This is a genomic window from Verrucomicrobium sp. BvORR034 (assembly GCF_000739635.1).
Taxonomy (GTDB): domain Bacteria; phylum Verrucomicrobiota; class Verrucomicrobiia; order Verrucomicrobiales; family Verrucomicrobiaceae; genus Verrucomicrobium.
On sequence record NZ_BATQ01000082.1, the window covers coordinates 44,008 to 70,017 of the forward strand.

General features: G+C 59.0%; 20 protein-coding genes and 1 pseudogene. 5 read left to right on the plus strand and 16 right to left on the minus strand.

Features of this window, described 5'->3' with window-relative positions:
* Positions 1–118: 118 nt before the first annotated feature.
* The 7 genes from BV034_RS14275 to BV034_RS14305 all read right to left on the minus strand — a co-directional run bounded on the left by BV034_RS14275 (position 119) and on the right by BV034_RS14305 (position 12,429).
* On the minus strand, positions 119–784 hold the full coding sequence (locus tag BV034_RS14275; RefSeq protein ID WP_050027677.1) for an AAA family ATPase: 666 nt from the start codon (positions 782–784) through the stop codon (positions 119–121).
* Positions 781–1,137 (minus strand): type II toxin-antitoxin system prevent-host-death family antitoxin, encoded by a 357-nt coding sequence (locus BV034_RS14280; RefSeq protein ID WP_050027678.1) that lies wholly within the window; start codon positions 1,135–1,137, stop codon positions 781–783. The genes BV034_RS14275 and BV034_RS14280 overlap by 4 nt, the downstream gene beginning before the upstream one ends.
* A gap of 67 nt (positions 1,138–1,204) precedes the next feature.
* A complete protein-coding gene (locus tag BV034_RS14285; RefSeq protein WP_050027679.1) occupies positions 1,205–2,551 on the minus strand; it encodes a hypothetical protein in 1,347 nt (448 codons plus the stop codon).
* Between the two features lie 266 nt (positions 2,552–2,817).
* A complete protein-coding gene (locus BV034_RS14290) occupies positions 2,818–9,150 on the minus strand; it encodes an AAA domain-containing protein (RefSeq protein ID WP_050027680.1) in 6,333 nt (2,110 codons plus the stop codon).
* Positions 9,147–9,824 carry a 4Fe-4S single cluster domain-containing protein gene (locus BV034_RS14295; RefSeq protein WP_050027681.1) on the minus strand — a complete coding sequence of 226 codons (678 nt, stop codon included), beginning with the start codon at positions 9,822–9,824 and terminating at the stop codon, positions 9,147–9,149. The genes BV034_RS14290 and BV034_RS14295 overlap by 4 nt, the downstream gene beginning before the upstream one ends.
* An 18-nt stretch (positions 9,825–9,842) precedes the next feature.
* The gene (locus BV034_RS14300) at positions 9,843–11,675 is read right to left on the minus strand and encodes an ATP-dependent Clp protease ATP-binding subunit (protein WP_050027682.1); all 1,833 of its coding nucleotides are present in this window, start codon (positions 11,673–11,675) and stop codon (positions 9,843–9,845) included.
* Positions 11,676–11,838: 163 nt separating this feature from the next.
* A complete protein-coding gene (locus BV034_RS14305) occupies positions 11,839–12,429 on the minus strand; it encodes a TetR/AcrR family transcriptional regulator (RefSeq protein WP_050027683.1) in 591 nt (196 codons plus the stop codon).
* Positions 12,430–12,590: 161 nt separating this feature from the next.
* Between BV034_RS14305 and BV034_RS14310 the strand changes: the two genes are divergently transcribed.
* Entirely contained in the window at positions 12,591–13,499 is a 909-nt protein-coding gene (locus BV034_RS14310) for a macrolide 2'-phosphotransferase (RefSeq protein ID WP_050027684.1), read from the plus strand.
* Positions 13,500–13,525: 26 nt separating this feature from the next.
* Positions 13,526–14,014 (plus strand): hypothetical protein, encoded by a 489-nt coding sequence (locus BV034_RS14315; RefSeq protein ID WP_050027685.1) that lies wholly within the window; start codon positions 13,526–13,528, stop codon positions 14,012–14,014.
* 125 nt (positions 14,015–14,139) lie between these two features.
* Here the strand turns inward: BV034_RS14315 and BV034_RS36025 are convergent, their stop codons facing one another.
* From BV034_RS36025 to BV034_RS14330, 4 genes are read right to left on the minus strand one after another with little or no spacing between them, the layout of a single operon-like run.
* Positions 14,140–14,457 (minus strand): hypothetical protein, encoded by a 318-nt coding sequence (locus BV034_RS36025; RefSeq protein ID WP_265593001.1) that lies wholly within the window; start codon positions 14,455–14,457, stop codon positions 14,140–14,142.
* Positions 14,458–14,483: 26 nt separating this feature from the next.
* Positions 14,484–15,485 (minus strand): NADP-dependent oxidoreductase, encoded by a 1,002-nt coding sequence (locus tag BV034_RS14320; protein ID WP_050027686.1) that lies wholly within the window; start codon positions 15,483–15,485, stop codon positions 14,484–14,486.
* Between the two features lie 53 nt (positions 15,486–15,538).
* A complete protein-coding gene (locus tag BV034_RS14325; RefSeq protein WP_081887813.1) occupies positions 15,539–16,825 on the minus strand; it encodes an NADH:flavin oxidoreductase/NADH oxidase family protein in 1,287 nt (428 codons plus the stop codon).
* Positions 16,826–16,838: 13 nt separating this feature from the next.
* Complete coding sequence (locus BV034_RS14330; protein ID WP_050027687.1) at positions 16,839–17,654, minus strand: oxidoreductase; 816 nt, start codon at positions 17,652–17,654, stop codon at positions 16,839–16,841.
* Positions 17,655–17,796: 142 nt separating this feature from the next.
* Here BV034_RS14330 and BV034_RS14335 point away from each other — a divergent pair, with 142 nt between their 5' ends.
* A complete protein-coding gene (locus BV034_RS14335) occupies positions 17,797–18,360 on the plus strand; it encodes a TetR family transcriptional regulator (protein WP_050027688.1) in 564 nt (187 codons plus the stop codon).
* 283 nt (positions 18,361–18,643) lie between these two features.
* Here BV034_RS14335 and BV034_RS14340 read toward each other — a convergent pair whose 3' ends face one another.
* Both BV034_RS14340 and BV034_RS14345 read right to left on the minus strand, forming a co-directional pair.
* Entirely contained in the window at positions 18,644–19,207 is a 564-nt protein-coding gene (locus BV034_RS14340) for a hypothetical protein (protein ID WP_050027689.1), read from the minus strand.
* Between the two features lie 68 nt (positions 19,208–19,275).
* Positions 19,276–19,884, minus strand: coding sequence for a hypothetical protein (locus BV034_RS14345; protein ID WP_050027690.1), 609 nt, complete (start codon positions 19,882–19,884; stop codon positions 19,276–19,278).
* A 424-nt stretch (positions 19,885–20,308) separates the two neighbouring features.
* Here BV034_RS14345 and BV034_RS34750 point away from each other — a divergent pair, with 424 nt between their 5' ends.
* Positions 20,309–21,466, plus strand: a complete 1,158-nt coding sequence (locus BV034_RS34750; RefSeq protein ID WP_081887814.1) for an AAA family ATPase — start codon at positions 20,309–20,311, stop codon at positions 21,464–21,466.
* Positions 21,456–23,774 carry a S8 family peptidase gene (locus BV034_RS34755; RefSeq protein WP_081887815.1) on the plus strand — a complete coding sequence of 773 codons (2,319 nt, stop codon included), beginning with the start codon at positions 21,456–21,458 and terminating at the stop codon, positions 23,772–23,774. Before BV034_RS34750 ends, BV034_RS34755 begins: the two co-directional genes overlap by 11 nt.
* 50 nt (positions 23,775–23,824) lie before the next feature.
* Here the strand turns inward: BV034_RS34755 and BV034_RS14365 are convergent.
* The 3 genes and pseudogenes from BV034_RS14365 to BV034_RS14375 all read right to left on the minus strand — a co-directional run bounded on the left by BV034_RS14365 (position 23,825) and on the right by BV034_RS14375 (position 25,997).
* Positions 23,825–24,514 (minus strand): annotated as a pseudogene (locus tag BV034_RS14365) (recombinase family protein).
* Positions 24,515–24,585: 71 nt separating this feature from the next.
* Positions 24,586–25,713 (minus strand): hypothetical protein, encoded by a 1,128-nt coding sequence (locus tag BV034_RS14370; protein WP_050027694.1) that lies wholly within the window; start codon positions 25,711–25,713, stop codon positions 24,586–24,588.
* An 80-nt stretch (positions 25,714–25,793) separates the two neighbouring features.
* Positions 25,794–25,997 carry a hypothetical protein gene (locus BV034_RS14375; RefSeq protein WP_050027695.1) on the minus strand — a complete coding sequence of 68 codons (204 nt, stop codon included), beginning with the start codon at positions 25,995–25,997 and terminating at the stop codon, positions 25,794–25,796.
* Positions 25,998–26,010: the final 13 nt, after the last annotated feature.

Sequence of the window (26,010 nt, forward strand, 5' to 3'; positions counted from 1 at the left end):
TATGGGAGCATATGGGGAAAGGGGAGAGATTCGACCCCTCGGTAGCTCTTGGTTAGTCGCCCAAGTTTTCGAGTCGTGCACCTCAAACCGGGCTGAGTCATCCGCCTGCCAAGGGAGATTACTTCGGCGGTAGCAGACCGAAGTGACTGTAGGCGACGAAGACTAAGGGCTTGGCCCAGGCGGGTATGTCCGTCAAGGCCTCCGGGGGTGGATAGCTGAGTTGCTTCTCGTCGATCGCCAGCAGCAGTCGGGGCTCCGGGGGCTGGCCCTGGGCAGGGTCCCGCTCGGCGGAATTGTCATAAACCCGCAAGGTTGTTACTGAAGGGATCAGGCGGATGAGATTGGCCATACTGGCGGTCCAGCGCTTGCGGATTTCACGCTCAGGGATGTCATGGCCGCCTTTGCGAATTCTTGCGGCTACGCGCTGCAGATGCAGTTCCACGTTCGCCAGGCCAGCATACCAGATTTGCAGTCTCGCTCCTGTAGCGGCCGCTTCCAACAACAGCCGCGTGATGGTGTTGCCTCCTAGAGTGGTCTCGAAAGTGAAATGCCCGCCTTCGGCAATGGCCTTTTCCAATCGCCGTTTGCCCTCCTGCCAAGCCAGGCCGTTGGATTCGGAAACGTCAAGGCCCGGCTGGATCGTCATCAGCTTCCGCGCGGCTTCATCCGGATTGAAGTACTCAGCGCCTTGCGCCCGCAGATGCGCGCCGCCGATACTGCTCTTGCCAGCGCCATTCACGCCCGCAAGCACGGTAATAACTGCCTGTCGTTCCGGGGTGCTCATTCACCCTGAGCGGCGGCGGCTTTCACAGCGGATTTACCCAGCTCAGTGGGGGTGGCGCTGAAGAGGGAATTCACTCCTCGTTGGGCTGAGGGGGTGTTCATTCTTGCCACCATGGCATCGAACTCTGCGCTCAGCGCTTCAAGAGGCATCTGATGAGTGCGCTGGAGCTCCAAATATTTCGCAGCAGGGAGCAGGACGAACTCTGGCCGGTTGTGACGGGTAATGGCCAAGCCGTTACCCGCCGCCTTGAGCAGGGCCTCACCGATGTGATTTTTCAGACTGCTGGCGCTCATGGCCGGCAGTTTTTTCAAGGTGGCAAGCCCGACGTCAGATGTGGCTGGATCCGCGCTCATATTGGCTATTTTAGCCATTTTATGCAATTTGTCCAATTCGAAGTGTCCGACACGTAGCTTTCCATCTTCACGCCCTGGACGCACCGCCCAATCCCTCTCTGCGCGGCACGTCTCGTCCTTGTTCACCCGCCGGGTTCGGCACCGCCTTCAGCGGGATCGCTCCCGCTGGGTGGGCGTGCACCAAACTGGCCTGGAAGCCTTCGTCGCTCAGCACATCGCGGGCTTTTTCGAACTCGTTGCACCAGGTTTCCTCGACTTCGCGGTCGCGGAGGGGATCGCGGCCGGAGGCATTGAAGGCGACGACGCGGGATTGGACGGCGTTGCCTTGGGCGGGGGCGCTGAGTTCCACGCCGTAGGCGGCGTCGCCGGGCTTGCGGAGGACGATGCGGCCCTGTTCCACCCAGGCGGTGGTCATGCCCTCACGCACCTCATAACCGGCGGCGCTGAGGGCGCGGAGGACAGCGGCGCGTTGCTCCTGGCGGGTTTCCTCGGCAAAGGTCTGATCGACCCAGGAGCGGGCTTCTTGAACGAGGGCGCGGGTGGACTCCAAAGGGGCGGCTGACGGGCCGAGCGCGGCGGTGAGACGTTGCTTCCAGTCGGCGACAGCAGGCGAGTGGAGTTCCTCCATCTCGGCGAGCAGCAGGGCCAGCTCTTTGCGGAGGGCGAGGGCGGCCCGGCGGTTTTGCAGGGAGGAGGACAGCTCCAGCGCTAGGGAATCGAGGAGCAACGCCTGCTGGTCCGCAGGAGAGGTGGTGGTACGCCGGGCCTTTTCGGTCAGGTCTTGAAGTTCGGGTGAGTCCGCGGAGTCCACCACGGCGGAGAGCTCGGCAAGGAGGGCCCAGCATTTTTCCAAACGCAGCTCCTGGGGATCGGCGGGAAGCTGGGGAAGGGGCGAGTTCGATGAAACGGCATCGGGATCCATGAGACCAGTGGCGAGCTCGCGCAGTCGGCTGGAGCTTTCCTGATGCTGCTGCTGTCCGATGAAGTCCAACGCCTCGCCCAGGGCGCTCTGCTGCTCCGCGGGATCCGCACTACGGAGTTGCCCAAGAAGGCGGTCCCGCTCTGGGGTGCCGGGCAGGGTTTGCAGTTGGGCGGTCATCTGGGTCGCCCCCTGCAGGAGCCGATGGGCGCGGCGCAGGCTGGCCGCCTGATCGGCGACCTGACGCTGGCGCAGGCGGCGGGCCTCTTCCTCATAGAAGCCGCACTGTTTGCCCGCTTCCTGGATAAGAGGCTCCCAGAGCCCCGCCTCCTGCATCTGGCGGAGACGGTCCATCACGCTGGAGGTCTGGGACTCCGCCGCCTGCCAGCGATCGCAATCGGCGAGAGCGGCATCGAGCCGTTGGAGCAGGGCCAGGCTTTCACGCTTCTGACGGCGTCGGATGGCTTCGATGTTGATGACTTTGGGGCCGCTCATTGTCGGTAAGTGGTGGGGCGGTAAGTGGTAAGTGGTGGGCCGGGAGTTGTACGGAGTACAGGCTTCAGCCTGCGGAAACTCTCGTGCTTGGTGCTTGGCAGTTGGCGTCGGTCAGTGCCGGTCCGGCGTCCCTCCAGGACGCGAGGTGATGGTAGCTGTGAATCCGGTGGTTGGCACCACCGGCTAAGTTCCATGGTCCCTCCGGGACCGGGGGCGTGCTTGGCAGTGGGCAGGGCGATAGGTGGAGCGGTGGAGGTTTGAAGTTTTCAAGCAGATAGGGCGCGCTGGATGGCGGTGCGGAGGCGTTGCTGTTCTGAGGGGCGGTCGTGATACCAGCGGCGGGAGTTGACCCTGTGCAGGTGGGGGATGGAACTGCGGAGGACGGAGGGACGCCAGAGCTCGCGGGCGCGGGCGGAGGCGAGCACGGGATGATGGTGGGAGTCACACTCAATGCCGAGCCCAAACTGCCCGGTGGTGGGGTGGGTGATGGCGAAGTCCAGGCCGAAGGCATCGCCCTGGGCGGGGACGGGTTCGTGCCCCAACTGGCGGATGAACGCGCCGACCTCCTCCACAAAACGGGAGGCTGCGGCCCTTCTCTGATGCTGGGGGAAGTGCGAGGCGTGCTGCCCGTTGACGGCATGCAGGAGCTGGCGGCTCTGCTCGAACTCACCAGCATGCAAGCGCTCCGCATAGGCGAGCCAGCCCTGGAGGAAATCCCGCGGAGTGGACGGTGGGCGGCGTCCGCCTTGACCTGACCAGGTGCTGACCTCCCCCACGGGCATGGAAGTGATGAGCAGCACCTTCTCCCGCGCACGAGTGACGGCGACATTCAAGCGGCGCTCGCCGCCGTGCTGACCCAGCACGCCGAAGTTCCGACGGAAGATGCCGCGATGATCCCGGCTGAAGGTGGTGGAGAAGATGATCCAGTCCCGCTCATCGCCCTGGACGTTCTCCAGGTTCTTCACGAAGAAGCCCATGTCCTCCCCGTTCTGGGTGCGGCTTAGCTCCTCGATCCAGGCCGTGCGGAAGGCCTCATCCTGCTCGGCCAGATCTTCCATCTCCTGTTCGATCAGCTCCGCCTGCTTGAGGTTAAAGGTGACAACACCGATGCTGGGCCGCTGCTCAGCGGGCTGACGCCAGATCTCCTGAAGGCGGAACACGACGCGGGCGGCCTCGTCTTCATTGGTCTGATCAAAGTACTCGCCCTCCACGCGATCCACCTCCATCGGCCGGGCGCGGAGGATCTCGCTATCGGGGTGGCGGGCGGGGACGCTGAGGCGGTTCGCGTAGAACGCAGCGTTCGAGAAATCAATGAGCTGGCGGTAGCGCGAGCGGTAGTGGATTTCCAGCGTGGCGGTGGGCAGGAGGTTCTGCGCCAGGGTGAGGAGGTCCGGGCAGTCCTTCACCTCGCGACGTCCCGCGGCCTGGGCGAGACGCTCCCTCTCGAGTTCGTCCAGGCCCGCGTCATCAGCGGCCAGCCACGAGTCGGCATCCTCCTCCTCATCCGACTCCAGGTGGGAGCCAAAGAAGCGCGAGGGCGGCATCTGTTTCTCATCCCCGCTGACCACCATGCGCCTGGCGCGGAACAGGGCGGGGAGCGCACTCTCCACCGGGAGCTGGGACGCCTCATCGAAGATGACCACGTCAAACAAGCCGGGCCGCAGCGGGAAAAGGCGGCTGACCATTTCCGGGTTCATCATCCACACGGGGCGGAGGTGGAGGAGACCGAGGGGCTCACCCCGCTCCACCACCTCCCTGAGACGGCGGGCCCGCGGGCCGGTGAACATGACCACGTCATCCCAATGACTGCGCGGGGAGAGCGGAGCATCTGCGGCGCACCGGCTGAGCAGGTGGCGGTTCGCCTCGCGGAACTCCTGGTCCTTCTGCCCCAGCAGGCGTACTTTTTCCTCGAACTCATCGCTCTCGATCAACAGCGAGGGATGGGACTCTTCCAGCAGGCGCTTCCATTCCAGCAGGGCCTCGCGCTGCAGGGTGGCGGTGACCTGATCCGGGAGGCGGGAGGAAGGCAGCGCAGACCAGGTGGCCTCCTTCTCGCGCAGCTTCGCGTACACCGCGAATGCCACCGGGCTGAGCGACTGGGCGCGGGCGCGGAAGGTCTGAAACTCCGGCAGGGTGGGAAAGGCGGCGGCCAGCGGCTCCAGGGGCACGCTGCCCGGCGCATGGGTGTCGATTTCCTCTAACCGGGTGCTGATCCACCCGGGCGTGAACCACGGGCGCAACTGGTCCAGCCTGAGCTTGCTCTCGCAGTCCGCCGGCCACAGGGAGAGGCTGGCGTGGCAGGCGTCCAGTACTGAGGCGCAGAGGGCGGGGTCGCCCCCTTGGAGGAGGGTGCTCGCGGCGAGTTGGACGGGGCAGGATTGCACACGGCGGGCGGCGGCGAGCACGAGCTGCATCTGCTCGATGAGGGGCCGGATCTGGCGCTGCATCACAGGCAGAGGTGTCGCGCTGCCCGGCTCGATGAGGCCCAGCACCTCCAGCCACTGCGTCAGCATGGGCCGGTCCTGGCGCAGCTCGTTTTCCAGCTCGGCGGCCTGGTGGAGCGTGGTGAGATCCACATTGTCCGGGCCCACCCCGGCCTGGGTGAGCCAGCGGTGCAGCTTGTTCCGCGCAAAGAAGCGGGTGGGGTTGAGCTTCTCCCAAAAGGAGGCGGGCGCAGCCAGGCGTGCGGCATCGCGGGAGAGCTGCCGCAGAGGCGCATCGCCGCGCTCAGCGAGCCTGGCGTAGAGCCTGGCATCCAGCGTCCAGCGGGTGAGCACGGCCAGCTTCTGGCTCAATCCCTCCAGCCAGGGGACGAGTTGATTTGCGGAAGAGGATGCGTCCGTGCCCCCCTTGGCGAGATGGGCCGCCCATTGCGACAGGTGGCGGACGACGGGGGCGGGCAGGGCCCGCAGGGCAGCCTCATGCTCGGCAAGCCAGCTTTTCAACTGCTCCGGTGAATCGAGGCTGAAGAAGTGGTCGTGCTGACGCAGGAGGGCATGGCGGTGCCGTTCCGCCTGCTGAAAGGCCTCGAACGCCTGGCGAAACTCGACGAGCGTGGACTCGTTCGTACTGAAATAGCTCAGGTCATGCAGCGGGCTCTGCTCATACTGCGCCCTCAGCCACAGCGGTGTGAGCGGGGCCATCTCTGCGATCATCTGCCAGGCCCCGGCGTGATCGAGTTCGCGGAATAACGCGCCCACGCCCGGATGAGAGGTGATGGGGGAGCGTTCGCTTTCGAGCTGGAGGAGCTCGTCCAGCACCTCGCGGTAGGAGAGGTGGCCAGGTCGGTCGGCGGGCCCCTCATGCAGGGCCAGATGGGCGCTGGTGAGCTCCCTCTCCAGCGAGTCTATATGGCGGGCCAGTCCTTCGCGCTCGCGTTGCAGGCGGGCATTGTCGTGGGGGGAGTGGGCGGGCTGCTCCAGCTGGCCGCGCAGATCCTGCAGGGTGGGGCGCCGGTCAGAGGTGGTGTCCTTCAGGTAGAACAGGCGTCCCCCCAGGCCCTCGGTATCCAGGCGCTTGCGGACCACCTCCAGCGCGGCCTGCTTCTGGCAGACGATGAGGACCCGCTCCCCGCGGCCGATGGCATCGCTCACGATATTGACGATGGTCTGGCTCTTCCCCGTGCCGGGAGGTCCCTGTACCAGCAGGCCGGGGCCGTGACGGGTGCGGAAGACGGCGCTCTGTTGCGAGGGATCTGAGGCCGCGGTGAAGTAGCGGTCCAGCTCCGCGGGCAGAGTGGACGGGGGCTCTGGTGCATCGGTGGCATCCCCCGCGCGGATCGCTGTCTCCAGGGCGGTGCCTTGCAAGGGGATGCCCTTCGAGATCTGGTCGATGTCCTGTGCGATGGTCTGGCCGGAGAAGTCACAATGAAATAACACCGCCGCCGCATGGAGCTGGATGGCACCTGGGGTGCCAGTGACGGTGGCGGGCGGCAGCGGACACAAATCGGGACCCGACTCCATGGCGGGCGGCAGCGTGGCCAGTGGGCTGAACGCATCCAGCACGGCCTGGAGATCGAGGTGGTCCCGGGCGCGGAGGTCATTCAGCATGTCCCGCCAGCTGGGGAAGGCGGGGCCGAGCAGCCCCTCCAGGGCAGGATTCGGGCGGATCTCGCGTTCTTCATCGAACCCGAGCTTCACCGTGCTTCGCTGGCCGGCGGGCATGTCCAGCCGCACCGGCCAGAGCAGCACGGGGGCGATGCGGGGCTTGGCCGACTCTGAGGCGCGTGCGTCCCGCAACACAATGAAGGGGAAGCCGAGGTAGAGCGGATTGATGCCCGTGTCCCGGCGGTAGGAGAGGGCGTTCTGCGCGAGACGGCGCAGGCGTTTCTCGCGGAGCGGCTCTGCCAGCAGCGGGGTGGGATCCAGGCTGAGCGGCAGCTGGAGCCGGGTCAACACGGCATCCAGCAGGGCGAGGGCGGGCCGCCCGGGGCCGCCAAGTTCCGTGAGATCCAGCCGGGCAGAGGTGCGGCCGATGGTCATGCGGATGAGGCCGCCGCGTTGCAGGCCGGTGACGAGCCGGCGGTGGAAGAAGTGCAGGATGTTCCGCACGTACTCCTGCCGGGCGGGCTCACGCCACTCCTCCTGGGGAATGGCCAGCAGCACGAGGGCCCGAGCGAGGGTGATGCGACGGTCCTGACGGAAGTCATCCGCCCACTGATCCGGGATCTGGCGACCGCAGCGGGCGAAGTTTTGCAGCCGCTGATCCACGGCCTTGAGGATCTCCGCCCGGCTGTGTGCGAACCACGCGGCCATGGGTTCAGGAGTAAACGGAACCTGCGCACGATGGGCCTCCCGGCCGGCCTCCTTCAGCACATCCGACGCGGGGCGGAAATGGGCCTGGGATGCGGAGATGAGCAGGATGAGGTCCTCCTCAGTGGGGCTGCGGCGCTGGGCGAGGGAGATGAGGGCGGGGTGCTCTGCCTCCGGGTAGAGACGGCGCTGCTGGGCCCAGCGATTCTCCAGCATGGTCTGGGAGGTGGCCAGCATGGCGGCGGAGAGCTGGGTTTCATCGAACTCCAGATCCAGCTCCCGCACGCGGGTCCGGAGGCGCTCGGCGCGCTCCTTCAGCCGCACGAGCCAGGTCTCGCGGCCCAGTTGCCGCAACCTGTGGGGGAGGGGGCTGTCGAGCCACTGCCAGGCGGTGTCTGGGTGGGAGAGCAACCAGCTCGGCGTGATGATCTCCCCGCGCAGGCAGAGGGGCAGGTGATCATTGAGCAGGAGCAGGGCGGCGCTCAGGCGGGCGTCTTCCGGCAGGGTGGTCTCCGCTGCCACATCGCGCACCTGGGCGGCGCGGGTGAGATCGCGTTCACTGCTTCTTTCCTGCAACCACGTGGAAATCCGGCCGCTCAGGAGGAGATCGCGGGCCTCCTCCCAATGGGCGGCCTCGACGGCGGCGAGGGCGAAACTCTCCGGCGTGGGCCAGGTGCGGCCCCCCAGGCTCAGGGTGACGCCGGAGGACGGGGACTCGTCGCGATGGTCAGAGTAGCCATGCGGGATGCCGCGCTCGCCCTGGAGCCAGCGTTCCACCTGGGGCCAGCTCCAGCGCAGGGAGGGATCCCGGGCGAGCAGCCCTTTCAGCAGCTCCTGCCAGTCCGGTGGCAGGTCAGCTGGCACCTGAAGGCCGCGTGTGACCAGGTGGAGCAGGAAGGCCCGCTCGTGTACGCCCTCGAACCCCCGCCCCTCGGTGAGCATCTCCAGCACCATGACGCCGAGGCTCCACCAGTCCGACGCGGGTGAGCAGGTGCCGGCGATGGTCTCCGGCGCGGCATAGCGGGTGGTCTGCCGGGAGAGCGTGAGTTGCAGATCGAACTCGCTGACGGTGGCAGTGCTGAAGTCTGCCAGCACCAGATCCAGCGGCTCCCGGCTCCGCACCAGCACATTGGCCGGCTTCAGATCCCGGTGGATGATGTGGATCTGGGCCAGGGCGTGCAAGGCGGGGCCGAGCTGGGCAACCACGTGCCGGACGATCTCTGGACGGGCCTTCTCCTGCGGGGGGATGTCGCCCAGCGTGCCGTGCGGATGGTATTCCCAGACTTCATACGCCCGATCCTCATGACGCCCGGAATCGAGCAACCGCACACCGTGGGCGGCATCCAGGGTGCGCAGCGCAGGGTACAAGGAAATTTCCGGCTCGATGCCGCGCCGGTAGTGCTTGAAGACGCCCGTGGCATCCGCCTGGGTGGCCAGGCGCAGGTCAGACTCCCCGGAATGAACCGGCAGCTCCTCGCCCAAGGTCCAGCCATGAACGGTGATCGCTACGGTGTCGGGCGGGGCCGCCTGGGGAGCGGCGGGAGTGATGGCGGGTTCACCGCAATCCAGGCAGAGGAAGTCCCCTGGCTCCAGCGCGTGCCCGTTGCGGCACAGCAGTCCCGTGGAGGTGGTGCACGTGGATGTGGTGGCAATGGCAGAGCTGGCGGTGCCTTCCGCGAACCCGGTGGTGATTTCCTCTGCCGCCGGGGGCTCCTCCCGCGCGGTGGCCGGTGGGGTGGGCAGGATGTCATACAGAGGCCAGCCGCAATGGGCCTCGCTGAAGCGTCCCTGACAGAGGAGTTCTTCAAGCGAGCGGTCAGTCTGGCAGCGGGGGCAGTGGCGAATCATGCGAATACAGGAACGGAAATGGAGGAGGGCCCTTCGAGGCTCCCGTCGGTAGCGGTGGAGGCGTAGCCTGCCTCCGCCAGCGTGCGCTGGATCAGCGCGAGGCTGCCGGGGTCGGGGATGCCGGCCATCCAGAGGGTGTCCCCTTCAAAACACACGTCCAGGGCCTTCGGCAGGGCTTCGCGGAGGGCATGCTGCCACGCGGTGTAGCGCTCGTGGCCCAAGGGGGAGAGCAGGTGCAGGCGTTGATTGTCTGAACCCCGCCAGGCCAGCGTCTGCGGGGCCGAGCGGAGGAAGGGATCACTGATGACGGCGTCTGCCAGGCCGGGCCAGCGGGCGAGGTGAGGGGCGATCTTTTCCCAAGGCTGGCCGGAGTAGATGAGCAGGTCCTTGCCCGGGCCGATCTCGCGGCGCAGGGTTTCCAGCAGGGCCTGCAGGGCGTCCACCTGCTCAAAGGGTTCGCCTCCGGAGAGCGTGATGCCATCGGCCTCTGCCAGCCAGAGAGAGATCGTGCGCATGACCTCCGCCACCGTGGTCTCGCCCTGCCCGTGCGCCCAGGTATCCACACTGATGCAGCCCGGGCAGTGCAGGCTGCAGCCCTGAAACCAGATGCCCACCCGGCGCCCGGGACCGAGCGTGGTCACGGGGAAGTGCAGACGGCTGAGGAAGAGGCGCATGAGGGCGGGTGGGGGAGATTAGAACGTGGCTTGCAGGGTCGTCGCTGCACCGCGTTGCAAGCCCGTGATGCGCAGGGCGGCACCCGCGGGCACGTTTTCATCAAACAAGAGGCGGGCAAGGGGATTCACGAAGTGGACCTCCAGTTGATTGCGAATGCCGCGACCGCCGTTCGAGAGATCCCCCAGGCACAGGGCCTGCAAGGCTGCTCTGGCCTCGGGGGTGATCGCGACGCTCACGCCCTGGGATTGCTGTGCCTTTTGCGTCAGGCCATCGAGCATGGAATCAAAGATCTCCACCGCCACCTCGTCGCGGACGAAGTCGAAGACCATGATGTTCTCCCCCAGGCGGTTCAGGATCTCAGGCCGTCCCAGGGTGAGCTTGAAGTGCCGGGCGATCTCCTCCTTCACCTTGGCCTGGACGGTCTCATAGGGTTCGTCCGGCAGGACATTGGGCACCCGCTCGCCGTGGGCGTCCAGACGGTAGATGCCCAGGTTCGAGGTGAATACTAGAAATGCCTCTGAGAAGTACACCCGCTCTCCGCGCCCGGAGGTCAGGACGCCGTCGTCCAGCACCTGGAGGAACTTGTCCAGGATGCGGGGGTGGGCTTTTTCTATTTCATCGAACAGGACCACGCTGAAGGGCTTCTGCCGTACGGCATTGGTCAGCTCGCCACCCACATCATAGCCCACGTAGCCGGGCGGTGCGCCGATCAGCCGCTGGTCACTGTGCTCGGCGGAGAACTCGCTCATATCAAAGCGGATGCAGGCAGACTCATCGCCGAAGAGCAGCTCGGTGATCGTCTTGGCCAGCTCCGTCTTGCCCACGCCGGTGGGCCCGGCCAGGAAGGCGACCCCGCGGGGGCGTCCGCCGCCGCCTTCCTTGGCCCCCAGGCCGGACACGGCCCGCTTCACCAGATCCAGCATGTGAGTCACGGCGTGGGCCTGCCCTTTGACCCGGCGGTGGATCAACTCGCCGGCCTGGCTGAGTTTTTCACGGTTCACCCGCTTCCACGGGTCCTCGGTGACGCCCAGCTTGTAGCGTCGCACGCCTTCCCCGATGTCTGCGAGCGTGAGCCCCTCGCCCCGGCAGAGCTGGGCAATACCCACCAGGTCACTGACCCAGAGGCCCTCGGTCGATTCCACAAAGAGATTCACCATCCGCGGTACCTGGTCGGCGGCCAGATCGCCCCGCAGCGTGTTCGCCAGATTCTCCACCACCAGACGGCGCACCGAGTGATCGGGTGTCGGCACTGGGATGTGCCGCATCTTCGGATTCCCCAGGAGGAACCAGTCTGGGAGGTCGCCCTCCTTGTCCACGATCCAGACCACGGGGTTGAAGAACGGCCTGCCCTCCGGGCCCAGCGGTCGAGGCAGGATCTGATGAGAGAGCACCAGCGCCCGGGTGAAGCCGCGCTGCTCCGCCTCGGAGGGCAAGTCAGCCCGAATGAGCAGGCGCGAGGCGAAATCGGCAAAGAGCACGATGGGCTCCCCGGGATGCCGCACGATGACCTCCAGCAGGTCAAAGAAGCGCTCCGGCGTGGCGGCTGCGCGGCCATTCTCCGCCCAGGTGAGGCCCAGGAGCTTCGCAAAGAACTCCCGCTCTGCCAGCGGATCCAGGCCGGGGATCATCGGCACCGAGAAGCCTTGGGCGGGATCGTAGGTCAGGAAATGCGCCATGCCCTCCCGCTGCAACTCCATGCCCAGGCAGGAAACCAGCGGTAACGGTGCCACCAGCCCCGGCTGCAGTTCCACCGGGTACAGGTCCCGCACATTCCCAGAGAGCACAAACTGGCTCCGCAGTGGGAGAAAGCGGATCAAATCACGAAGCCAGCGAGGTTGGATTTTTGGCATCCGACATCATAAAAAGAGGGGAGGCGGGGTGCAACGGAAGACGTGGGGGCGACACAAGACTTGAAGACGCAAGACCTGAGGCGCTGGGTGGGCTTCTACCTTGAAGACATGGCGGAGAGCAAGGGAGACGGGGGGCAGGCCTGCTCTTGGGCGCCGCCCAGCTTCAATGTGATGGCAGACCGGGGATGAAGATCTCCTTCGGAAAGAGCAGGACAAGTGTCTGGCGTAAACTTTCGAGCACATAGGCGTCAAGCCGCCCTTCACGGTTAAGCAGCCATTGCATGGTGGCTCCGGCTAACATCGCCTGCAGGAGGCGCGATGCCGCCTTGGATTCGTCCGGAAGACCCTTCGGGAATCGGGCCTGAATTTCCGCTTCCACATACGCATTGCGCCTCTGGGCCAACTCTCTCAAGAGAGGATCTTGAGCCTCATGCCAGGCTATCTGAAGATGAACCTCGTAGCTGTCGCCAGGGCCGAATATCTTGCATAGTTCTTGGATGAAGATCCACAACCCTTGTGGTCCCGTTACGACGGGTAGTTTTTCGAAAAACTCCTTCGTCACTTTCACGGAGCGTTCCAGGGCGCACCGGAGCAAAGTGTCGCGGTTTTCAAAGCGTTGGATCAGCGCAGCACGAGAGATGCCCACCTCCTTGGCGACGTCGTTCAGCGTTAAGGAAGATGGCCCCCGTCGTTTTAAGACGACTCTCGTCGCATCCAGAATGGCTTCGTCAGTATGCAGTTTGGGCCGGGGCATTGAGAATATTTTGAAGGGGTGTTTCGCGCATTCTGGGAATCCGATTCCTGGCAGGTTAAGGGATTTATACAGGAGGATGCAGACTGGGGAAGGGCACGATTTCGAAATCCAGTTGAATGTAACCGACGTGACGGTTATATTCAATGAGCCTCCAATTTTGTATGAACCTATCTCCAACTTCTGCCTCGGAACGCGACCTCGTTTCTGCTTTGGCGCTGCGACACGGGCTTGAGCTTTCGGCCAATCTGGACATCAATGAGCTAGGTCTCGATTTTCGTGTCGTGACGGCCGCTGATCGTTCCGGCACGCCTTGGGTGCTGAGAATACCTCGGAGAGCAGATGTCATAAAAAAAATCCACCGTGAATCAAGGACTTTGGAGCTGTTGAGAAGGCAAGTGCCGTTTGCCGTTCCCGATTGGCGCATTGTGTCCGACGAACTCGTGGCCTATCCCCGGCTAAACGATCCCACAGCGATCCATATTGAAGCATCCTCTGGTGAGGTGATCTGGAATATCGACCGGAACACGGATGGATTTGTCGCTTCGCTTGGCAGTGCGTTGGCGGCGTTGCATCAGATTCCTGCGGAGCAAGCCGTCCAAGCCGGATTAAAGAACTCGTCCCCCGACGATCTACGCAGGCAAGTGGCCTGCGACATTGAGGTGGTGAACGGCTCGTTTAGCATAGATCCAGGCTTAAAACAACGCTGGGCAAACTGGCTGAACGACGACACCTCATGGCCGGACTTCACGGTGGTAGTTCATGGGGATCTTTATGCAGGCCACCTGCTAGTCAATTTCCAGGATGCGGTCACCGGGATGATCGACTGGACCGAGGCCGAAATAAGTGATCCCTCGATCGACTTCACCTCCCACCTGCTCCTGTTTGGTGAAGGAGGCTTGGAGGGTCTCATTCACCACTACGAAACAGCAGGCGGTAGAATCTGGCCCCGCATGGCGCATCATACAAAAGAACGCCTTTCGTTGACCCCAATTAGATATGCCTTGTTCGCGCTAGAAAGCGGTGAGCAGGTTCACATGGATGCCGCCAGGGCTCAGCTTCTTCCGCCGTGAGGGCTTGCTGGCTTGCTGTTAAGCGATTGAAGAACCATGGCGGTGCGGGCACTCATACTTTACGAACTTCCTTCGGGATCAAGCTCGTTTTGGGCCTGCCCTACTACCAGCACAATCTGGCTCCTTTCGTGACGGAGCCGTTCCACTTCTCCCTTAAATTCACCTCTCAGGGCGAGGTGTCGGAGAAGACCGCGCAGCAGGACAACGAAGCGGCGCGGCATCCCATCTGGAGAGTCTTCGACTGGCAGCGGCGTCTAGATGAAGACAAGGCCGTGACCAAGGCTCAAATTGGTGAGCAAGAGGGACTTAGCAAGGCACGCATGACGCAGATGTTCAGCCTTCTACATCTGCCCAAGGACGCTCAGAATTACCTCGCAGATCTCACCGCCCCCGCGCTCATCAAGGCTTTCAGCGTGCGCCAGTTGATGGGTGTCGCCAAGGCTCCTGCCATCGAACGGGCGGAGGCGTTCCAACGGATGCGGGCGGATTGCGAGCGACTTGAGAGACGAAGTTGAGGTGAATCGTTTCAAGTGAAGCCTTGATGAGTATGATCATTGGCCGGATTCCCGGCCTTTTCTGCTGCACGGATGGTTTCATGCGTTTCAATGCCAAACACAGAACGACCAAACGAACCAGCACGCTACGCGTTAAACCTTTGCTTTGTATATGAATTTTCGGCCAGTTCTTTTGGTGCAATTAGCTGTTTAAACAGCCAATCAGAGCCATTCACTGCCAGCAAGTGATGCAGCATCGACAGGGGGACATAACGATGACTCACCAGTTCAGAGAATGACGAGTGCCAGTTCATCTCGATGCCATGAATGTCTTTTGCGAGCGTGGCCAATTCAGTCTGGAGCTCTTCGGGGGACAGATTCTCGGCGGCATACGCTGTGATCGCGTCCCCTCCTTCAACCGAAATTGATTCTCGGCAATCCGTCCAATCCCCAATACGGTCCAAGCGGCTTCGCTTTCTTCCGGCGCCATTTACCTCATCTGCACAACGACCTTTCCTTTAGCCCGACCTTTTTCCAGGTAAGCCAAGGCTTCCTTCGCCTGTTCGAACGGAAAGACCTTGTCGATCACCGGCCGGATCGTGCCCACCGTGAGAAGTTTGCCGATTTCTGCGAGCTGTCCGCTGTCCGGATGGACGAAGAGGAATGAATACGCCGCACCTTTTTTCCTGGCCTGCCGGATGATTTTTCCGCTCAACAGACCGAAAACGAACTTCATGAAAAAGTTCATCCCTCGGGTTCTTCCGAAGGCGGCGTCCGGAGGGCCGACGAGTGAAACGATGCTGCCGTTTGATTTCAGGATGCCGACGGATTTTTTAATGGAATCACCTTTCACCGTGCCCAGCACCACATCGTAATCCCGCAGGACCGTTTCGAATTCCTGCTTCTTGTAATCGATTACTTCATCCGCTCCGAGGCTCCGGACCAGATCGACGTTACCCGTGCTTGTCGTCGTCGCCACTTTTGCACCAAGGTGCTTGGCGAGTTGGATCGCGAACGTGCCGATGCCGCCCGAGCCTGCGGGAATAAACACTTTTTGACCTGGCTTGACGCGCGCCCGCTCTTTGAGCGCCTGCCATGCTGTTAGTCCAACCATCGGGATCGAGGCCGCTTGCACGAAGTCCAGATTCGACGGCTTGAGTGCGGCGGCTTTCTCGGGAACGACGGCATATTCAGCGAGAGAGCCGGTGCCCGAATCGAACAGGCTAGCGAAAATCGCATCGCCAGGCTTGAAGCGGGTTACACGACTACCCACTTCGGTCACGACGCCCGCCAGATCGCTGCCCAGCGTGGCGGGCAGTTGGAAGCGGAGGAAGGGCTTGAACGATCCTTTCGGAATCATGGCATCGACCGGATTCAAGCCGACGGCGTGGACCTCGACGAGCATCTCATCCGGCTTGAGTATAGGACGCGGAAGATCGGTGAATGCGATGTTGTCCGACTTGGCATAGCGGGTGAAGATGAGTGCTTTCATGTCTAACGATGCAGGTTGCGGGTTGGTGAGCGGATGAATAAGTTGGTCGGGAACTAGGCCTGCTGCTTTGACCAAGAGCGGTATCGCCGAGCGAGAAACTTGTTCCGCAACTGGTCCCGGATGACACTGAAAATCGCACTCGCATCGGCCAGAGGCCTCTGGCCATCACCCATACGCTGCAATTGTCTTTGGATAACAGCCATGTGAGCGAGTGAGGCCAACATCTTGTCCTTGAACTTGATCGCAGGGAACACGCCGTCCTTGGGTTCGCCCTCGGACCATGCCAGCGGCAGGTTGGGCTCCATGGCCAGAGCGGTGGCGATGCCGACGATGGAAACGCCTTGGGTGAGCACATTTTCAGCGACTTCACGCCGGCGTATGCCGCCCGTGGTCATGATCGGCATCTCGGCGACCTTCGAGATGTCGCGGGCGAAATCGAGAAAGTAGGCTTCTCGTGCGAGTGTGCGGCCATCGCGGGTCTGGCCCTGCATGGCAGGGGCCTCGTAGCTGCCGCCAGAGAGTTCCACCAGATCCACCCCGCTGGAGTTGAGCATCTTTACGACCTCGAGAGCATCGTCCGCGTCAAAGCCTCCGCGTTGAAAATCCGCCGAGTTGATTTTGACCCCCACACAGAAATCCCGTCGCACGGCGGCCCGCACGGCGGAAACAGCCTCTAGCAGAAAGCGGGCGCGATTCTCGATGTGGCCGCCCCATTGATCGTTCCGCAAGTTCGTCAGTGGTGAAAGGAACTGGCTGATGAGATAGCCGTGGGCGGCATGAATCTCCACGCCGGTGAATCCAGCAGCTTCGGCTTGGCGGGCGGTGTCGGCAAACCGCTGGATGATCTGCCGGATCTGCATTTCGTTCAGTGCTTTGGGTTTGGCGATAAGATTGGAGTGCCTGCCCAAGTCCACAGCCACCTCGGAGGGTGCCCATCCGGGTTGGCCGAGTGCGGCCATGGTTTGTCGGCCGGGATGATTAATCTGCATCCAGACTTGCGCCCCGTGGCTGCGAGCGGCTTTGGCCCATGCCTTGAAGGTCGTTAGATCCGTGCCTTTTTGCAAAACCACGTCTCCCGCACTGCCCAAAGCGAGCGGGTCGATCATGACATTGCCAGTGATGATCAATCCGACACCACCTCGGGCAAAACTCCCATCCATGCGTGCCAGCCGGGCGTCCGGCAACTGTCCCGGCCCGGCAAGACTCTCGGCCATCGCTGCTTTTTCGATGCGATTCGGGATTACGGTTCCGTTCGGCAGCACCAGTGGAGAAAACAATTCGGCGGCGGTGCTTGCGGGCGCGGATGGATCGGCGGGAGCGTCTTTGAAAAGCGTATTCATGATGGCGGTTGATTTAGTCCAGCAGGAGTTCTTTGCGAATGGCGCGGTCAAACAGGCTCGCGGGAAGAAAGCGGCGGAGCCGGCTCAACGTGACACCCTTGCCGACCGGATAGCGAAGCCGGGGCGACTTCGCGGTCAGAGCCGTGAAAACAGCTTCCGCCACCAGACGGGGATCGTCTCCGTTCGCGATCCCCTTCTTGACGCTCTGCGAACTGCGTTCGCGGGGACCGGCATACGCATCGAGCCGCAGCCCGGCGTCTTGTCCGCTGTGGCTGATGTTGCTCTTCGTGAACGCCGGCTCGATGAGCAGCGCACGGACGCCGAAGCTCCGCACCTCGTGGTCCAGCGACTCGGTATAGCCTTCTAACGCATGTTTGCTCGCCGCATACATGCCCATGAAGGGCGAGGGGAAAAGGCCCACCACGGAACTGATATTGGCGAAGCGGCCGAAACCCGCCTGCCGCATCCCCGGCAGCACGGCGCCCGTCACCCGCAGGATACCGAAGAAATTGGTCTCAAACTGTTGCCGGGCTTCCGCGAGGCTGGTTTCTTCCACAGCTCCGCTGAGACCGTATCCGGCATTATTGACCACGAAATGGATGGGGCCGGCTTGCCGGACGATGCTCCAGACCGCCGCGGCCACGCTTTCATCGTTGGTGACATCCATGCCGATCATTTCTACGCCGGGGATCGGGCTGGCCAACATCGGATTGCGTGCCGTGCCGAAGACGCGGACACCCCGCTCGGCGAGTAGTTGTGCGATTTCTCGTCCGATGCCGGAAGATGCTCCGGTGACGAGTGCGGTTTTGTTTTTCAGGGATGTGCTCACGATTGAGAAGATTTCCTGTGGAGAGGGGAGGCTTATCGGTTACATCACAATAATTACGATCATAATCTAAACGTCAAGCGCTTTTTGATGTCAGTTGACATCATTGCCTATTTCGCTTTGGTTTCAGCAGGAAATTCCGAACATGAAGGTAACCAAAACACAGGCCCGGGAGAACCGGGCGCGCATCGTTGAGACGGCCTCCAAGCTGTTTCGTGAACGCGGCTACGACGGCGTGGGCGTGGCGGATTTAATGGCGGCTGCCGGTTTTACCCACGGCGGATTCTACAAGCACTTCCGGAGCAAGGCGGACCTGATGGCAGAAGCGGCGGCGAGCGGCTTTTCGCAGTTGGCAGAAAATACCACGGGGTTCGATGCCGTCGCCTTCGTGAAGGAATACGTGTCTCGGGAGCACCGTGACGCGCCCGGCAGCGGCTGCACGCTGGCTGCGCTTTGCGGGGATGCCGCGCGCCAACCTGAGTCGATCAAGGAGACATTTGCGGCCGGAATTGAAAGCCAACTGGCAACTCTGGAGCGCGAAGATGGCGACGTGGGCGAAAGCGCGAAGCGCGAAGCGCGGGCCAAGAGGATCGAAACGCTTGCGCATGTCGTGGGCGCGATCGTGTTGTCACGAGCCTGTCCAGACGACTCCTCACTGGCGGATGAGATTCTGGAGGTCTGCCGCACTCGGATTCTCAGTTCACTATGACCCAAGAGGTGAAGGACCGAACGGGAGGAACCTGCGGAATGGATGACCGTCAAGATCATCTTGAGAGCAAAGCATTCAGGGTTGCTTACTCCATCGGGTTCACAGCCGAGAGCCTCTTCCCCGACAATCCAGCTCAGTAATTTTGCTCCCATTCGGAGCAGGAGAGCGGAAGGGGAGGGAGAGGCTCCCGAATCCATCCGCCCCTTGATTATCAAGGGGTTACAAAGGCAACATCCTGCCTCAGTGTGCCGTTTCGGTGTAACAGTGCAACCATATTCTGTGATCAGATCTGAATCTTGAATTTGCCTTTCCCCTTGCCTCGCGGAAGTGACACTAGCTTTGCTTGGAGATCGGACTTCCTGGCATACAACTTGGACATCTCGACAGCATCCACGTTTGACGCCAGTTCGGAGACGCGGTTCTCATCAAAGTGGCGATGAATTTTTTCACAGGTGCTTATGTATTCGTGAACCAAGCTATGGTTCCACAAAGCAAGACGCAGGTTGTCTATTTGCTTCTGCTCGTATTTTCTCGTGGGGTCTGGAATGAAAACAATGCGTGTCTCGCCATCGCGCTTTTTGGTCACGTCAATAAACTTGCCTTCTGGGGTTTGCCATATGGCATGAAATTCGGCCTCAATCATCACGTTGGGCCACTCCCAGACCTGCCACCCATAAACCAATGCTCCTCCGCACTCTTTAACCTGTCGCTCGACATCCATATAACAGTCGTCCAGCACTGAGTCATGGCGGGGGACTACTTCAACCCAACTAGCTTCTTCTTTGAGGTTGAATGCCTTCTGAAGCGCCTTAATGGAGTCGCCAATTGCAGCTGGTGTTGTCATCATACTGCCCGCACTAAAATGAACACTCGGGTAGTGTCAAGGCAGCCCCACGCGTGGCTTGGCGGTTCTCGCTACTCGCGCAGACGGGCTCGTTTAATGCTCGTCTGATAGGCGGGCGAGAAAGACGGTGATTGCAACGTCTCCGCTTCCACCTCTGCCAAGGCTTTTGCTTCTGCTTCCTGTTGTTGTCGGTTCCTCAAAAGGATGCCCCCAAGCTTTGCGGCCAACTCCTTGAGGCCAGTTTGCTTCCTCATTCGCTGCAACACTTCGCAGTCATCGTAAGGGGAAATCAACGGCTTCCCTCCCGGTCCGCTGTGTTCAATTTGCTGCTGTCTGGCGAAGTCTGCCGGGAAGCGCCTTTCCAAAATCCAAGCAGCGGCTCGCCAGTCCCGTTTTGCCGCTTCGCGAATGGCGGAGACGTTCACCTGCATGGCGACGGCTTGAGAGCGCCGGAGTAGCTGGCAAAACTGGCGATATTCAGGAGGGGCGCTTTCTCTCTGTCCCCGGTTCGTCCAGTGATTCAAGGTGTCGTAAGAGATGCCCGCGATTTCGGCGGCCTCTTTGAGCGGCAACCCTTCCTCAATCGCGCTCAAAAGCGTGGCTTGCCGCGTAGGGTTCAGAAGAGTGGGTCTGCCAGACATTTTGGTTGGCTTCTTCGGGATGTAAACGGATTTGGGCATGGCTGGGCTATCAAGGGAAAGTGCCCGGAACTACCACGCTCAAAGCCAAACCAAGGCATGAACTACGATAGCACCTTACCTCAGCTACCTCAACACATTGAAGGGCAGTGACAGGCGGGAATTCACGCGGCTTTTTCGAGACGCTTCAAAAGACGATGAACCAATGTGCTGTACCACCTCTTGCCTTGAGGAGGTGCAATGTCACGGGCATTCAGCTCATTGGCGATTTCGAGAACGACGATGCTTCCCTCCGATTCTTGCACTTTGGATCTCTGCCAAACTAGGGGGTTAATGCTAAATCTGGCGGGTGTTCTCGATTTCACACAGCGCGATGAAATCGTGCTAATCGAACAACGGCTTTTCATATTTTCGCACAAACTGTTTGCCATCCCTAAATTTAGAGGCAACAATTCTGTGCTAAAATATGGAACAGGATAAACAAATTAGCACTAAATTTATCGGCCCCTTGCTTTTGAAGCTTGTTGAAGAGGGGCTGTTGGGGAATACACAACGTTTGGAACTGCTGTCCTTGGGGGCCGTTAGATCGCTTAAGGCGGAATTTCCTGATCTAGCGAGTTCATTGGGGGCGCTTGTTGCCAAATTTGCTGGAAGTAGCTCAACACTGCGGTTGCGAGGGGCTGCCCCCCCTCCGGCAGATGCCGATGCTGGACTGGCATTACTTCGAGTATATCCAGCAGATGATGCAAAAGAGCCTGTGCTAAATGAGGCTCGCCGTAGCAATGTAGAACGCTTTATAACGGAGCGAATGGAGTCCGAAGCCCTATTGAGGGAGGGCTTTGCTCCTCCTAGAACTCTTTTGCTCAAAGGAGCCCCTGGCACTGGTAAGACAATGCTTGCCAAATGGATGGCGCGTAGGCTAAATCTTCCACTGGTTGTTCTGGACCTCGCTACATCTATATCAAGTTTTCTAGGTAAAACAGGAGCTAATCTTCGGCGTAGTTTGGATTATGCAAGAGGGGCACCATGTGTGTTGTTGTTAGATGAGTTTGATGCAATCGCAAAAAGGCGAGATGACTCAACTGAAGTTGGGGAGTTAAAGCGGATTGTGAATGTCCTGCTCAAGGAACTTGAGGATTGGCCATTTCATTCGGTATTGATTGCAGCTACAAATCACCCAGAGCTTCTTGATCCTGCAATCAATCGTCGTTTTGATGTTGTGTTTGACTTGCCGTTGCCTGGATTTGCTGAGAGACAGGCCATCCTTGAAAGTGCATGCGCCCAATTCGCCAATGGAATACCAACGGGTTTTTTAGCTGCGATAGCACAGTGCCTAAATGGCTGCAATGGCTCTGAAATTGATACCATAGCGCAATCAGTAGTTAGGCGGCACTTGATTGAGAAAAAGGCGTTGCCATCGCTTTTTGTGGACGCTGTGATTTCTCGAATTCCAGAGCTTAAGAAAGAAGAAACGGCTGTGCTTAGCAGGCTGCTAAAGGAGACGACAGAGCTCACAGTGAGGGAAATTGGGCGAATTGTGGGGAGGAGCTCTTCGGCAGTTCAATATCAGCTAACCAAGAAAGCTGCAAGGAAACTAGCAAGGAGGGGAAAAGATGAGCACTAATTCAAAACGACTGATACTTGCCAATGGTGAAAAGTATATTGTCACTATTCAAAAGAAAAAACCTGGAAGGTCGGGAGACTTGCCTCGCACCTATGATGAGGCTAGAACACTGGTGAGGAATGAATTAACGAGTGCATTAGGGAATTTTGCCAGCTTGCCTGACCGAAAACGCTATGATGACGAAGCTGTTTTGTGCCTTAGGCTTCATCCAGAGCGAATGGCAAAGTCTTATGATCCAAAAGGCCTGCTCGATACTGTACGCGATCTGGAAAACGTGGGCTCCAGAAGTTATAAAGTGCGAACACAAGATGTTGCGCAAACCAAGCGGATTAAGAAGCAATTAGAATCAGGTATCGAAGAATTAACAGGCCGCTTGGTTTTCATTCGCAGCAATGATGCTGGTTTTAGGCGACTTTTAAAGAAGCTGGACGAATCCGAAAGAGCTCTTGGGAAGAGTTTTTGTGAGGACATTCAAAGCATTGAGAGATTCGATCTTTTGCGCTCTAAGGAACAGCTTCTCTTTCCTGCGGGATGGAAGGAAGGGCGCGTTGAATTGGTTCTCCATCCGACAAGGCACTCGGAAGCAGAGCAAATGAGCTTCCTTGGAAACCTTTTTGACCAAGGTGCTAAACCTATTATGCAAGCCAGACCCTATCCCGACGGTCCTACCTTTATTTCATGCTATCTCTCAGAGGCGGCGCTCGCCGCGATTGCTGATGTCAACCCTCTACGTGCTGCGCATCCACTTGTGTTCGGAGGACTCGAAGATTTGAGGTCAGCTGCGCTCTTTCCTGCGCCACTTCCACCGTCTAACAGTCAAAGGTCGATTGTTCGGGTGGGTATTTTCGATGGTGGAATTGACATTACAAACGCCCATTTAAAAGATCATGCTGAGCAGGATGAAAATTTGTCTATAGACACACCTCCAGATACGCAATGCGTTGCTCATGGCACCGCTGTAGCGGGGGCGATTCTTTATGGGGCATTAAATGATCGTAAGATCAAAGAGAATTTACCAGCCCCGCAGGTGTCAGTTGTCAGTGTGCGTGCGTTGCCGACGTCGTCCATTAGTGATCCAGACCTTTATGAGTGTATTGATGTTATTGAAAATGCGGTCCCTGTCAGAAACGATGTTAAGTTTTGGAATATCAGCTTCGGCCCCCGTGGCCCTATTGCGGATGATTCAATATCTCGCTTTACGTATGCATTGGACGCGCTCGCAGTCGCCCACAAAGTGGGATTCTGTGTTGCGGTTGGAAACGATGGTGATGCAGGCCCCGATCTGAATCGTATTCAAGCACCATCAGACCTCGTGAACGGTCTTGGTGTGGGAGCGCATACAATTCTTGATCGAAGTATTACACATGCTGAATACTCTTGTCATGGACCGGGTAGGGAATGTGGAAAACTGAAACCTGAAGTGACTGCCTTTGGAGGTTGCAATTTAAATCCAATACACCTTCTCTCGTTAAATTCAGGACAGAAACTGCTCACCAAAGGGACCAGTTTTGCATCACCTCAAGTTGCATCTCTGGCTGGTCAAGCAAATGGCTACATCGATCGTTCATCTCCCTTGCTGGCTAGGGCTCTTGTAGTTCATACAGCAACTCACACAAAATCAAAGCCAGATGAACGCCTAGGCTATGGAGCCATCGCATCAAATTTTGATGAGCTTGTTAGGTGCGACGCCAATCACGTCACTATTGTATTTCAAAAGTCGCTAGCGCCAAAGGAATTTGTTAAATTGCCAATCATGCTGCCTGCCGGGTTGGTGACTGTTGGCACGGCGACTATTGCATGGACTATCGCTTGTCTGCCTTCAGTAAATGCACTTCACCCGAGTGACTACACTTCCGCGTGTATTGAAGATACCTTTTATCCAAATAGCCAAATTCATAGAATTTCTCCGCCTAAAGGCGCTGGCAGATTGAGGGAGAAAATCTTGCACCTAGGGAATGATGCTGATGAACTCAATAAGCTTCGGGATGAAGGATGGACCGTGTCAGAGTTGCCTGTAACTTATTCGCCAAAATATAGAACAGAAGCTCAAAAGCGAGCTGTTGAGCAGAAATGGGAGCCGCTTGTAAAACGGGTGGTCGAGATGCCTGCGGATTCGCTAGCTACCCCATTTTTAGTTCTTCACGCTATTCCAAGAAAAGAGTCAACTGGTCGCTTGGAATTTGCAGCTGCGGTGAGTATCACAGTTCCCGAGTTTCAAGGCGATCTATATGACACCATTCTGCGAACCAACCCGGCATTGCAGCCCGTGCGCTTGAGGTCAGAAGCTGAGCTGAGAATTCAGATTTGAATCTGATCGCTAACGCGTCGAATAATCTTCCCTTCTTCATGTAACTACAATCAGCTTTGAACACATGTGCGAGGGGTGGCTGCCGTTTTTACATTTGCCTTCTCGAGACGCTTTAAAAGGCGATGAACCGACGTGCTGTGCCATTGTTTGCCTTGGGGAGTTTCGATGCCACGAATGTTCAATGCACTGGCGATTTCGCGAACGGCGGTGATGCCTTCCGATTTAAGGGCCTCAATCGTGGTCTTCAAGTTGTGTGCTGTCTTCACAGCTTGCTCGTGATTGGCCTTGCCCAGCTTCGAGCCATGCTTGCCCAAACGCACGCCTCTAGCTTTGGCGCTAGCGAGGGCCGCCCTTGTGCGAGAAGAGATGGCGCGGGCTTCTTCTTCCGCGACAGCAGCAAGGATTTGCACCGTGAGTCGGTTGGCTGTCGGGTTGTCCACCGCCAAGAACTCAATCCGGGACTCCATGAGGCCGGAGATGAAGTGAAGATTGCGGGCCAGCCTGTCCAGCTTGGCTATGATGAGCGTTGCCTTTTGCTTTTTGCAAAGGGCGAGAGCCGCGTTTAGCTGGGGGCGGTTCTTCCGCTTGCCGCTTTCCACTTCCACAAACTCACCCACGAGTTTCTAGTTCCCCCCGTTCAGATAGGATTCAACCGCCGCCTTCTGCGCTTCCAGCCCAAGGCCGCTCTGCCCCTGCTTGGCCGTCGAAACCCGGTAATATGCCACAAATCTGCCATCCATGTTCACACATATACGAGCGTATATGTGTGAACACAATCCAAAATTCAATTTTGGAAGCGTCCTGAGCCCTTTCACCGAGAATTTTCTTCCAAGCCCTGCCACCCTCTGCGCGCAATCAAATTCATTCTCTCGACAGAGGCTTCAATTCGAGACTGGAGACTTCTTTCAGGCCCTTGTAGCCAGCTTCCCTCTAATTTCATCCATCTCATCTTGAGTGATTCCGTGACAAAAATTGGAGGAAGAGATTTCCCTTCGTGTGGATTCTCGAACAGAAGCCAGTCTTTTGAAAACGCAACCATCACCCCATGCGCTCTATGGGCCAAGTGTCCATTTTCATCTCGTGCAAAAAACCTTCCTTCATGGTTCATCCGAAAGGTAAGACCGCAAAGGCTAGGTAGAATGTCCGTGCGTTCAAATATAGGCATGTTTTTTCGTCCGTAAAAACCTGCCCAAATCCCACCTGTGGAGAGTTCACCAAGATGGGACATCAGCGGTTGAGTGTGCCCCGCAAGATGAAAAGGCTCCCATTCTGCACTCTGATAGTCGAGCCATAACACAGAGGGAATATTGTCTGGAAACTGGGTGTCTCTACTCTTCGTCGCAGCAATTTTGCTTATCACATTAGCAGTAACACACTCTTTCTTTTCCCGATTTGGCGCTCCGAAAGGGCGGTAGGTTGTCTCAGCCGTAGCCATTCTGAACCGACCATGATCAACATAATTGGTGGGGACTGAATTGTGAAACTCCTCAAGCTTTAGGAATTCCGGCTCATTAGGATTTTTCGTGTGAACCTCAATGACCATCTGACTGCCGTCCCGCATTTTGAGGAGAAAATCAGGTGTCTTTTTGTGCTTTTCTTTTTTGATGGGTTCAACTCTATCGCCAAACGCCTGCTTTAGAGCGGCATAAGTTCTCAGTTCTCCAAGGGCTGCCTCTGCTGTGGAGAAATCGGGAGAAAGGAGGTGTTTTTTCAACTGGGTAAGCCAGTCTGAATCGTGGATTTTGACTATTCTTAAGGCATCGTTAGTCCAAAGTCTTACCTCAGGTGAGTTCGACAAACGGTTGTCCGTCGTTACGGCTGCCAGAGGGTGTAATCTCGCCTTTTTGGACTGAGCAAAAATAGCGTCCATTTCACCAGGGCTCACAAATTCTTTCCAATCTTGAAGGCTAGCGTCTATCTGGACCATAAACTTTTTCATGAATACACATTCCAAACGTCCTCACTGACGAAAAAAACCGAGCAATTGAGGTATCGAAAAGCTGACGATGTTTGAATATGCTATCGCATCAATTCCCTTTGAACCTCGTCCTCCATCAGATACTTGTTTTCGATCTGCCCGCTCTGGCCACGAACAGGCTTTCTGACGAAGTAGGCCGCAGGCGGCAATTCGTGGTGCTTTTCCAGAAGGATTCCTTTGGCCTTTAGATTTTCAATCTCTTGATCGCTCAGGGTTACGACTGTCGGTAGGCTGTACGGTTTCATGCAGTGTGGAAAT

Coding starts and splice junctions, on each gene's coding strand:
- BV034_RS14290 (WP_050027680.1), bottom strand. CDS start 9,150: ATGATTCGCCACTGCCCCCGCTGCCAGACTGACCGCTCGCTTGAAGAA.
- BV034_RS14275 (WP_050027677.1), bottom strand. CDS start 784: ATGAGCACCCCGGAACGACAGGCAGTTATTACCGTGCTTGCGGGCGTG.
- BV034_RS14345 (WP_050027690.1), bottom strand. CDS start 19,884: ATGCCCAAATCCGTTTACATCCCGAAGAAGCCAACCAAAATGTCTGGC.
- BV034_RS14310 (WP_050027684.1), top strand. CDS start 12,591: ATGAACCTATCTCCAACTTCTGCCTCGGAACGCGACCTCGTTTCTGCT.
- BV034_RS34750 (WP_081887814.1), top strand. CDS start 20,309: ATGGAACAGGATAAACAAATTAGCACTAAATTTATCGGCCCCTTGCTT.
- BV034_RS14295 (WP_050027681.1), bottom strand. CDS start 9,824: ATGCGCCTCTTCCTCAGCCGTCTGCACTTCCCCGTGACCACGCTCGGT.
- BV034_RS14370 (WP_050027694.1), bottom strand. CDS start 25,713: ATGAAAAAGTTTATGGTCCAGATAGACGCTAGCCTTCAAGATTGGAAA.
- BV034_RS14280 (WP_050027678.1), bottom strand. CDS start 1,137: ATGAGCGCGGATCCAGCCACATCTGACGTCGGGCTTGCCACCTTGAAA.
- BV034_RS14305 (WP_050027683.1), bottom strand. CDS start 12,429: ATGCCCCGGCCCAAACTGCATACTGACGAAGCCATTCTGGATGCGACG.
- BV034_RS34755 (WP_081887815.1), top strand. CDS start 21,456: ATGAGCACTAATTCAAAACGACTGATACTTGCCAATGGTGAAAAGTAT.
- BV034_RS14285 (WP_050027679.1), bottom strand. CDS start 2,551: ATGAGCGGCCCCAAAGTCATCAACATCGAAGCCATCCGACGCCGTCAG.
- BV034_RS14320 (WP_050027686.1), bottom strand. CDS start 15,485: ATGAAAGCACTCATCTTCACCCGCTATGCCAAGTCGGACAACATCGCA.
- BV034_RS14335 (WP_050027688.1), top strand. CDS start 17,797: ATGAAGGTAACCAAAACACAGGCCCGGGAGAACCGGGCGCGCATCGTT.
- BV034_RS14375 (WP_050027695.1), bottom strand. CDS start 25,997: ATGAAACCGTACAGCCTACCGACAGTCGTAACCCTGAGCGATCAAGAG.
- BV034_RS14325 (WP_081887813.1), bottom strand. CDS start 16,825: ATGAATACGCTTTTCAAAGACGCTCCCGCCGATCCATCCGCGCCCGCA.
- BV034_RS14300 (WP_050027682.1), bottom strand. CDS start 11,675: ATGCCAAAAATCCAACCTCGCTGGCTTCGTGATTTGATCCGCTTTCTC.
- BV034_RS14340 (WP_050027689.1), bottom strand. CDS start 19,207: ATGATGACAACACCAGCTGCAATTGGCGACTCCATTAAGGCGCTTCAG.